The organism is Paenibacillus sp. PvR098 (genome assembly GCF_017833255.1).
In the GTDB taxonomy this organism is placed as follows: Bacteria; Bacillota; Bacilli; order Paenibacillales; family NBRC-103111; genus Paenibacillus_G.
Map to the genome: position 1 here is coordinate 336,704 of NZ_JAFIBU010000001.1, position 9,373 is coordinate 346,076.

Consider the following 9,373-nt stretch of genomic DNA (forward strand, 5'->3'; position numbering starts at 1 on the left):
TGCGGGGTACTTGAGTGTTTATCGTTTTTTGTGTTGATGAAAAAAATAGATGGGGGATTTCTCCCCCACTCATTACCCTTTTAAGGAAAGCAGCCATTCGGCATAACAAGGACTGCAGAGGACTTCAAATCGTTCTTCAGTGCCGGTTTTATTATATACTGTAATACTGTGTGCAGACTTTGCTTCCTTTTCACAATAACAACAGTTATACGACATTGAATTACACCTCTTCCTTGGATTTAGGGCAAGAGTATTATTCCCATGGAAGAAGCAATTATAATTTTCCTTAACACTCTAAATATCAATTCCATCTAGTTTTTCGTTAGGTTGTCCATAATTGCGAATCGGTACAGTGTCATCAGCTCTGAAACCAATGCGTTCATGTACTCTTGTGTCCTCGTACATCGTTTCCGGGTTTCCATCTGTTTCTTTATCTATTTTCTCATTTGGCATGGTTTGACCTCCTTGTAATTAGACATATGAGTTATCTTCTACACGTGTCGTGTTATTTAATCCCTAAACATTCCTCCTATTTTTTCTTTAAAAAGCAGCAATGATAAAGCACCTTATTCAGGTGCTTGTGATGGAGCTTCCTAGCCCATTTTGAAAATAAAATACTGGATTGAAAAATAAACAGAGTGGTAAAATGAAGGGAAACGCAATTGTTCAACCTGCTTATTTTATGAATTGATGGAGGAAAATATGTAGGTGTAAGGAGAATCAGATGAAAACTTGGATGAAGATTAGACTCGCTGATGCCATCAAAACATATGATGCCCATCCCGATTATGATTATAAATGCAGCATTGACGTTCTGGCTTGGGAACATGCTGAGGAGCGCGGCATCGATCAACAGAATGGGGTAGTTGTCTCCATTATCATAGGGATTGTCAAGGAAGAGCAGGCCGAGATCCGGGTTCAATATGAGAAAGAAGACTATGAAGCTCATAAAACGAATCTGCTTATACAGAAGGCGGTCAAGGAAGGCATGAAATGGATTAAAGAAGAACTGGACACCTATTTGTCGAATCGGATGTGAAACATAGAACGAGCGAAGCCGTCTTTGCCGCAGCAAAAAATAAAATGGAGCACGTGTATAAAGATTCGTAATTCTGGCCATCATACTATTAACGGTGAAAAGAGAGGTGTGGTTCCGTTGGGCGATCTAACGAGCAATACCATGGAAGTTGTTGTTGAATCAAGATAGAAGCGGAGGTGTGTGCCAAAGACACGTTACTGTAGTATACGTACTGCAAGATGTGAATGAGGTTTAGAACCCCGAGCTTATGGAAAGATTCAAGGCAAAATACCATAACGTTCACCGTTGGAAGGGACTCCGAAAGGGGTCCTTTTTCTATTGTCGTTTTCGTCCCATATCGCCCTTCTTTTCCCTGCTTATTCAGTGAATCTCCCATGATACATTGGATTCAGGTGATGCATATGTTGATTGGTCCTATGCTCCTTGAGTCTCAAGACAAGCCTTTTTCAGACCCATCTTATATCTTCGAGCCGATGCTGGATGGTCATCGTCTGATATTGATTAAGAAAGGCAGTGAGATACGTCTTTTTACAAGGCACAAAACCGAATGTACACGCCAATATGGACCGTTTGCAGTTAACCGAGCGAGTGAAAATCCACTCCTTCGCCAAGCATCGTTCGGTTCATTATGTGGTCTGGGATATTCTTCATCATAAAGGCCGCGACTTACGTGAGCTTTCATTAATGAAACGAAGATCGATCCTTGAATCCATTATGAAGACAAATGCTTCCTATCACATCATACCTCAAATGGATGAGAGGGGCGAAGACCTCTACAAGCAGCTGGTCGATCAATCCATGCAGGGGATGGTAGCGAAGAAAAAAGACAGCCCCTACGTTTCCCGGCGTTCTCATGACTGGTTAAAAATTGTGAATTATAGGTACGAGGATGTTTTTATTACAGGATATCGAAAAGTGGGTTCTGGATGGCTGGCCCATGTTCAATTTGTTCAATGGACGCGTCACGGCTTTCTAAGGAAGCCATCCTTGGTTGAATTTAAATTTTAATGTTCTATTCATCTATTTTAAAGATTCTTTTCATGATCACATATCATAATCAAGCTTGTACCCCATCTTTATATATATTCGTTGCATCCCCGCTGTCGCAGCCATCGACGAAGCGGGGAATTTTTTTATTACTCGAATATTTCGGAAGTTTATTCACAGGCTATCCCATCGCCATCCCGGTCCAAACCGCTGCGATAGCCCGGGTCCCCACGATGAAGCGGAGCTTTTCCGGCAGCCCGCACCTCAGCGCACTTCGCATAATAGACATCCTCGTTCTGCGATGCTTTCGGCTTGGTTGGTACGGGTGCCGTACTGTCGTCATATCCTTTATCTGAGACATAATCTTCGATACTCCAAATGCCGAGCTTAGCCTTCTGAGCTTCCTTTTGGATTTCCCTGAAGCGATCGGCATGCTTGACGTCCGGCGGGAACACAGAAACCCTTGCTAATCCTTTTTCCAGCAGCACTTCATTGAACATTCTATCATTCACATAGACATAGGCGAGAATACGTCCGTATCGATCTCGCTCAGAGACATCGAGCTCCAGCCTGACTTCCTTGCCTTCCAGCGTTTCCTTGGCGAGGGCAGACGCTTCGGGGCCGAACGGCTGCATTGGCTTGCTAGGATGGACGGTTTCTGGCGTATCTACCATAATCATACGGACGGTTTCCTCCTTGCCCTCCATCTCAATTTTGATCGTGTCTCCATCGACGACCCTTGTCACTTTTGCGGTGAAGAGCATCTTGTTCTCAACTGGCGCAGACGCGGCAGAAGTTGAGGCGGCCTGTGAATTGCCACAACCTGAAATCATAATCGCTGCTGTTAACACCAAGGCTGACATTCTGGACCATTTTTTCAAATCAAGGTTCCTCCTTAAACATGAACGAAATCAACAAAGCCCCTGAGGTGCTTCCTCAAGGGGCTTTACCGGCGTATCCGGTCTAGATAACTTACCACGAATAACCATATCGGTCAATAAACTAATCTAAGGCAGTCACCCATTGGCTCGTTATGCAATATCTTATGGTTATAACATAGTAAAGAGGTGAAATGAATGGCTGTAGTAAAGGCCAGGGATCAAGATGTTGCGCTCTTAGCCAGATTACTTAGAGCTGAAGCGGAAGGGGAAGGCGAGCAGGGTATGCTGCTGGTCGGGAACGTAGGGATTAATCGAATCCGGGCCGATTGCTCCGATTTTAAAGCAATTCGCACCATCCCTCAAATGATCTATCAGCCCCACGCATTTGAGGCTACGATACACGGGTATTTTTATCAGAAAGCCAGGGATCGGGAAAAACGTCTGGCCCGGAGATCTATTAATGGCGAAAGATACTGGCCGGCCAAATTCAGCTTATGGTATTTCAGACCACCCGGAGATTGTCCTCCAACGTGGTACGATCAGCCCTTTGTGGGACGTTACAAGAAGCATTGCTTTTACCAGCCTACGGGTGAAGAATGCGAAAATGTATATAACACGTTCTAATATGTTTGTTTGTTTTGAGCCGAAAGGCTCTTTTTTATTGATATAAGGCTCTCCAGTTGTTGGTTGCTGGAGAGCTCGATGGGGTCTCATGATGATATCCTTTGCTCTTCAGCGGTTATTTTTTACGTTTCTTTATATTGGATATCGTTGCTGTGTAAGGTGCAAAAGGTCCTACATCTCTTTCGATAAAAGTGTAGACGTGATTATAAACAGGAACACAGTGATGACGATTGATCACTTCAATAGGCTGGATGACCTGAACGAGCTGAGGATGATAGAAATCTCTAACGACGTGAACAGGTCTTTGGACAATCGGTTGTGCCGGGGGACAGCATTTACGTGCATGAGTCAATGGATATCACTCCTTTCGTATTTGATCCAGTATACGTGGTACAGGGTGATATCGATTGTTCATCTGCCTTGATGTTAGTTTTTTTTCCCAAATCAGGTATATTTGCTTGGCTTTCCCCAAGCTTCGCTAAAGATCAGATCCGGGAGGGTTCTTCTTTTTTCCCAATTCGAGGATTCTAAAATAGGTTTGGATGGATATTGATCCGTATATCCAATCGATATCAGCGCGATCGGATCGATATGAGGCGGGATTTCCAAGATATCTCGGATGTCATTCTTTTTATAAAAGCTAACCCAGCCCATGGCCAAACCTTCGGCACAAGCTGCCAGCCACATATTTTGAATGGCGCAAGCCGTTGACATGATATCGGTTTCGGGAATCGAATTACGCCCCAATACATGGGAGCCGCCCCGTGTGGGATCACACGTTATGCAGATCGTCAGCGGAGCTTCCTTAATCCCCTCAATTTTAAGACTCAAGAACTGGTCTTGTCGTTCATCTTCATAATGAATGGCTAAAGCGCGTCGTTCTTTGTCTGCTGCCCAAGCCAGTTGTTCTTTAACCTCTTTGGATGAAACGAGTATAAAATTCCAGGGCTGCATGAACCCTACCGAGGGACCGTGGTGTGCTGCTTGCAACAGTCTCATAATCATTTCATCCGGTATCGGATCGGATAAAAATGTTCGAATATCCCTTCTTGTATAAATAATTTTGTACAGAGCTTCTTTTTCCATTTCATTAAACATCTCACTCACCCCGATCTGACGAAATTTCGCTATTTCTTGCTGCTTTATAATATTAGCAAGGAAACCTAACGATTGTAAATCGGCAGATACGTTTTGAGCTTACCTCGGCATGTGTTTCCGGCAAGGCTTATGCTATAATGACAACAGAAGACAAGCTTCTAGAAAGAGGGATTTTCATGAGAGACTTTCCTGGGATAATGCAGCCTCCTTTCGGGGGCGGGGAAGAGCAGAACACCGGTATTGGGGCCTTGGATTGGGGTGAGCAGGAGTGGGGGACACACCGGTTTCATGTACGGAGTCTGGTTCAAGAATCCATTCAACTGCTTGCGAAGCCAGAGAAGGTGGTTGTGCTAGGAGCGGGAAATCACGGTGACGTGGATCTGCCGGGCTTGGCCGTTCATTTTCAGCAGGTCACCGTGCTGGATACGGAAGACAATATGCTGGAGGAGTGGCTGAATGAAACGGGAGGACTTGCACAAAGTCGTCTGAAATCGCTCACCCGGGTTGATTATACGTGCCTGGATCACATTTCATTCTACGAAACGTTTGAAGAGATGCTCATGAACGGGGTATCCGGTGCGGAAGTCGCAGGTTATCTTAGGGATTGTGTGTTCGAGGCGCGGCGTAACGAAGCTTTACCTCATTTGAACAAATCATTCTCGCTCGTCGTTTCATCGGGCGTACATACCCAATTATTTTATATTGACGCGCTTACGCAGTTTTACAGCCACATAGAGCGATACGGAGATCAGGACATTCGTCTGATCATGGAGGCGCTCGCCTATTTGCGTAATAACTTGATGACCGATTATAACGGGTTGCTCCTATCCCTGGTTAAGCCGGAAGGAAGAGTGACCGTGTGGACGGATATGATTTTGCTGGATGAGGATAAGAAGTGGATTGCGGAGGAGCTGAGCCAGCCGCGTGAAGACCGCGAGCGTGCGCGGTTTCTGTTCGAAGCCTTCGGTAAATACGGGATGGAAGCGGCGGTTGTCGGATTGAAGGATCTTCACGACCGGCTCAGGCCGGAAAAGCTTCTGTTTCGAAGTTGGGTGTGGCATACGGAATCTGGCAAAACGTATATCGTTGCCGGTTTGTCAGGCCATCCACGTTCATAAGGGCTTGAATCCAATCAAATCTTCGTCCGTACAAAAGCTGCATCCGGTGAGTACGGGGGTTTTCCGAAGCTTGACGGACATTTGGTTCAGCATGCCGGTTAAGGCAGCGGTATCCGTCTCATCCAATGAAAATTGTGCGCTGTACTCATAATGCCCCTCTTCCGGCAAAATAGAGCGGGCGATGGTACCGACTGGTTTGTATTCTTTGCCCATGGCGGTAAATTTTAGCTCGACGAGAAGATGGTCCTCTTCCGGCAGCGGTGATGCGGTATAGAATCGCGCTCCGCCTGCGCTTAGGTTAACCAGCGCGGCTTTGACGATTTTGGATTCGGGATCGATCACTTCGTAATCAATGATCTTTAATTCGGCGCATAGAGGGTGCTGAAATTCTACACGAAAAAAGCTGCGCTTGTTATTGACACTCATTATGACAACAATCCTTTACATAAGTATAAATAAATGATACCAACCTTACTATACCGTAAGGGGTTTGTTTGTGGCAACATAGACCAGTAATAAAAAACCGCTCATTAATAGAGCGGTAATTGAATACTGTTGTTTTCCTTCGTATTATGCAATATCGCATTGTTGCCGATGATTTCGATTCGATCAATCTCCCCAAGCGAGGATGGACCGTTCAAGGAAGAAAGTGTGCTCTTGCGTTCCAGTACGGTGATCAGCTGAGGAATCGCCTTCTGATCGCTCGAAATGAAGCTAATGGGAATCTTACGGTCATGAAAATGTAATTCCGTTGTCATTGTCAGAATTCCTCCCTTTCATGATTCATATATTTATTATACATGATTCAAACGGAAAATCGATGAGAACTTTGTAACAAATCCTGACACTGCCGTGGGTGTTTAGACATGGAAATTTGACGATAAACTCGAATTTCGTCGTATGGTGTGAATGTTTCGTAAATAAAGATTGCACGATATCATTATTAAGAGCACAATCAAAGACTAGACCATACATAGTAAGGGGAGCATATACAATGAAAAAGCTGTTTAGTCAAATGACGCCGGAGGAGCTTCAGACGGAAATGAAACTGCTTCAATCGGAGATGCAGCGGGTCGAGTTCCCGAGTCAGCGATCGGTGCTGGAACGTAAATATTTTGCCGCTATGGCCTATACGCTGAATCCTGCCGATTATCCGCCAGGTTTGTATAAAGTGGACGGCGTACAGCTGCCGTTCGAGGTTCATTATGTGAATGGAATTATGGCCTGGGGCAAGCTGGGACAAGAACCGGATGCCAGCTTCCCGATTTCCATGCTGGCCCGTCTCTCCTAGTTACGCCACATCGTGGAAACGATGTCCCAAATTTGATTTTCTATAGATGTATAGAAATCCGGGAACATTTAGATGCTAAGCTTGAGGTGATGGCTATGAACCGGGCGTTATGGACGTCCATTGCAGCTATAGGTACGGCTCAAGCGTTGAAAATATCGGCCAGGGTTAGGGCGAAGGAGCACTGGGCGTGGAGAGACCTGTTTCGTACGGGCGGTATGCCGAGCTCCCATTCCGCTGGAGCCGTCTCTTTGGCCACCTATATCGGTTTGAAGAAAGGCAGTTCCTCTATTTCGTTTGCGCTAGCGTCGCTGCTCAGTCTGGTTGTAATGTATGATGCGATGGGGATTCGTCGACACGCAGGGCTTATTGCCATGGAAGTGAATCTGTTGGAAGAAACCGTAGTCAAGCTGACGGAGCAGCATCCTCCTCATGTACATCAGCAGCGGGGAGAAGACCTGGAAGAACGTTTAGGCCATCTCCCCAAGGAAGTACTGGGCGGGGCGCTCCTAGGGGTCTTAATCGGATGTCTCGGCTACGCAACGGAGTCCGGGCGGACAGGGCGGTTTGAGAATGGGTTCAAGTTTATACGGAAATCCTTGACCGGTTTGGTGTGACCTGTCGTTCCGCAGCTTCTGGCGCAGTTACCGTAGGCAGTGTGATGGTGAATTTGGTTCCCATATCCGGGACACTTTCCACTTCAATTGTTCCATCGTGGTCCTGTACGATTTTGTGACAGATAGATAATCCGAGTCCGGTTCCAGACTCTTTGGTGGTGTAGAACGGAATGAAGATTTGATCAAGTTCCGACTCCGGTATGCCTTTGCCCGTATCGGTCACCTCGATGACGGCATTTTGGTTCTGCAGGTAAAGCCGTAAATGTACCATTCCTTGCTCAGGCATGGCCTCGAGGGCATTTTTGACAAGGTTAAGCAGCAGCTGCAGCATTTTGTCTTGGTCCATCAGCATACAGGCTTCTTGTCCTTCGTCTTCAAAGTAGATTTGGTGACCCAAGCGCGTTACCTCCGAATCGAGCAGAGAAATGACGCGGGTAATGCAGCCATCAATGGACTGGATTTTGAACTGGGTGACATGCGGCTTCGAGAATTGCAGAAATTCGGCGGTCAGCATGCTCATCCGGTTAATTTCGTCCATAATCAGGTCGTACCAAGGCTCCACATTGTAATTCCCCGCTCTGGACAGCTGCAGAAATCCTTTGACCGTCGTCAGCGGATTGCGAATTTCGTGCGCCATGCCGGAAGCCAGCTCACCGACAACGCGCAGCTTCTCGGAACGCAGCATATGCTCCTCCCGCTTCAGCCAGCTTTCCCTTTTCATTAAGTATAAATTATGCTCCGCCACCAAGATCAAATCGTCTTTATGCATTCCGTCTTCAGGATAGCAGGCCAGCCCAAAGTTGATTTCGATGCCCGTCAGCTTGGGGAATTCGGAAGCGAGAAGTTGGGTAACCGTATGGATCGTTCGCTTCATGTCGGTAGGTTCGATGACGATGGCGAATTCATCACCGCCGTAACGGGCAACAAGGGAGGCATCCGGAAACATAATACAGAGCAGATCGGCTGCTTGCTTTAGTATTTTGTTTACACCCTGAAAGCCGTTCGTCGTGTTAAGAGATTTCAAATTTTTGCAATCGATCAATACAAGAATAATGGATTCCTTTTGATCCATAAAAATGCCCATTTGTCTGTGGAATTCCTGGAAGTTGCACAGTCCCGTGAGAGAATCATGGGTACTCAAGTGCATTTTTTCGTTCGTCAATCGTTGCTTTTGCTGTTCTATAGCGTGCATATACTTTCGGAAGAGGAAGGCCATTAGTAAGCAACTGGCCGCTTTAAAGATGGTATCGGCTATCGTATACAATGTCATGGTGCTGTAGGTCATTACGGAAAAGGAAAAGGCCAACATGATGCCTACATTGTAGGATAAGGCCGATACAAGAGAAGGTACCTTATAAAAAATGATGCCCATATGCAGTAAATAAAGGGGCAAGCTCCAATCCGTCGCGCTAATGATATGGAACAGGACCAGAAGCGTCAGTTGAATGGCCTGAGGTATGGGGATGAATTTGCTTGCCACATGGGACAGGATATAGCTTAAGGTTAGGCCAATGAGCAGAAGTGGACTTTCGGTTTGCTGGAAGTAAAGGGAGGAAGCGCAGACAAAACCAGCATAAATGAGGAAGACCAGGCTACCGTTCATAGTGAAACTCCAACTCCCGACTAATTCAATTGATAATATATGGATTCTGTGTCCATACACTAATTCCTGCCAGCCACGCATATTTTATTTAGGCTAGGGCCCGGTTATATATTTCGTT

Annotated in this window: 12 protein-coding genes; 6 read left to right on the forward strand and 6 right to left on the reverse strand. The window is 45.9% G+C overall.

Annotated features, from left to right (window positions below):
* Window positions 1-294: 294 nt before the first annotated feature.
* Complete coding sequence (locus JOE45_RS01635; RefSeq protein WP_210021840.1) at window positions 295-453, reverse strand: hypothetical protein; 159 nt, start codon at window positions 451-453, stop codon at window positions 295-297.
* 271 nt (window positions 454-724) lie between these two features.
* Here JOE45_RS01635 and JOE45_RS01640 point away from each other — a divergent pair, with 271 nt between their 5' ends.
* Window positions 725-1,039, forward strand: coding sequence for a hypothetical protein (locus JOE45_RS01640; protein ID WP_210021839.1), 315 nt, complete (start codon window positions 725-727; stop codon window positions 1,037-1,039).
* Window positions 1,040-1,600: 561 nt separating this feature from the next.
* Window positions 1,601-2,047 carry an ATP-dependent DNA ligase gene (locus tag JOE45_RS01645; protein WP_210021838.1) on the forward strand — a complete coding sequence of 149 codons (447 nt, stop codon included), beginning with the start codon at window positions 1,601-1,603 and terminating at the stop codon, window positions 2,045-2,047.
* A 149-nt stretch (window positions 2,048-2,196) separates the two neighbouring features.
* On the opposite strand, the gene JOE45_RS01650 is transcribed toward JOE45_RS01645, so the two are convergent.
* Window positions 2,197-2,907 carry a thermonuclease family protein gene (locus JOE45_RS01650; RefSeq protein WP_210024685.1) on the reverse strand — a complete coding sequence of 237 codons (711 nt, stop codon included), beginning with the start codon at window positions 2,905-2,907 and terminating at the stop codon, window positions 2,197-2,199.
* Window positions 2,908-3,102: 195 nt separating this feature from the next.
* On the opposite strand from JOE45_RS01650, the gene JOE45_RS01655 reads away from it, so the two are divergent.
* Complete coding sequence (locus JOE45_RS01655) at window positions 3,103-3,531, forward strand: cell wall hydrolase (RefSeq protein ID WP_210021837.1); 429 nt, start codon at window positions 3,103-3,105, stop codon at window positions 3,529-3,531.
* A gap of 444 nt (window positions 3,532-3,975) precedes the next feature.
* Here JOE45_RS01655 and bluB read toward each other — a convergent pair whose 3' ends face one another.
* Complete coding sequence (gene bluB, locus JOE45_RS01660) at window positions 3,976-4,629, reverse strand: 5,6-dimethylbenzimidazole synthase (protein ID WP_210021836.1); 654 nt, start codon at window positions 4,627-4,629, stop codon at window positions 3,976-3,978.
* 176 nt (window positions 4,630-4,805) lie between these two features.
* Between bluB and JOE45_RS01665 the strand changes: the two genes are divergently transcribed.
* On the forward strand, window positions 4,806-5,747 hold the full coding sequence (locus tag JOE45_RS01665; RefSeq protein WP_245246542.1) for a hypothetical protein: 942 nt from the start codon (window positions 4,806-4,808) through the stop codon (window positions 5,745-5,747).
* On the opposite strand, the gene JOE45_RS01670 is transcribed toward JOE45_RS01665, so the two are convergent.
* Both JOE45_RS01670 and JOE45_RS01675 read right to left on the reverse strand, forming a co-directional pair.
* Window positions 5,742-6,173 (reverse strand): PilZ domain-containing protein, encoded by a 432-nt coding sequence (locus JOE45_RS01670; protein ID WP_210021835.1) that lies wholly within the window; start codon window positions 6,171-6,173, stop codon window positions 5,742-5,744. The two genes, JOE45_RS01665 and JOE45_RS01670, sit on opposite strands and share 6 nt — an antisense overlap.
* 104 nt (window positions 6,174-6,277) lie before the next feature.
* Window positions 6,278-6,505 carry a hypothetical protein gene (locus JOE45_RS01675; RefSeq protein ID WP_210021834.1) on the reverse strand — a complete coding sequence of 76 codons (228 nt, stop codon included), beginning with the start codon at window positions 6,503-6,505 and terminating at the stop codon, window positions 6,278-6,280.
* Window positions 6,506-6,741: 236 nt separating this feature from the next.
* Between JOE45_RS01675 and JOE45_RS01680 the strand changes: the two genes are divergently transcribed.
* Window positions 6,742-7,038 (forward strand): DUF1811 family protein, encoded by a 297-nt coding sequence (locus JOE45_RS01680; protein ID WP_210021833.1) that lies wholly within the window; start codon window positions 6,742-6,744, stop codon window positions 7,036-7,038.
* Between the two features lie 95 nt (window positions 7,039-7,133).
* Window positions 7,134-7,652: a divergent PAP2 family protein gene (locus JOE45_RS01685; protein ID WP_210021832.1), complete on the forward strand. Its 519-nt coding sequence runs from the start codon at window positions 7,134-7,136 to the stop codon at window positions 7,650-7,652.
* Here the strand turns inward: JOE45_RS01685 and JOE45_RS01690 are convergent.
* Window positions 7,621-9,255, reverse strand: a complete 1,635-nt coding sequence (locus JOE45_RS01690; protein WP_210021831.1) for an ATP-binding protein — start codon at window positions 9,253-9,255, stop codon at window positions 7,621-7,623. The two genes, JOE45_RS01685 and JOE45_RS01690, sit on opposite strands and share 32 nt — an antisense overlap.
* Between the last annotated feature and the right edge of the window lie 118 nt (window positions 9,256-9,373).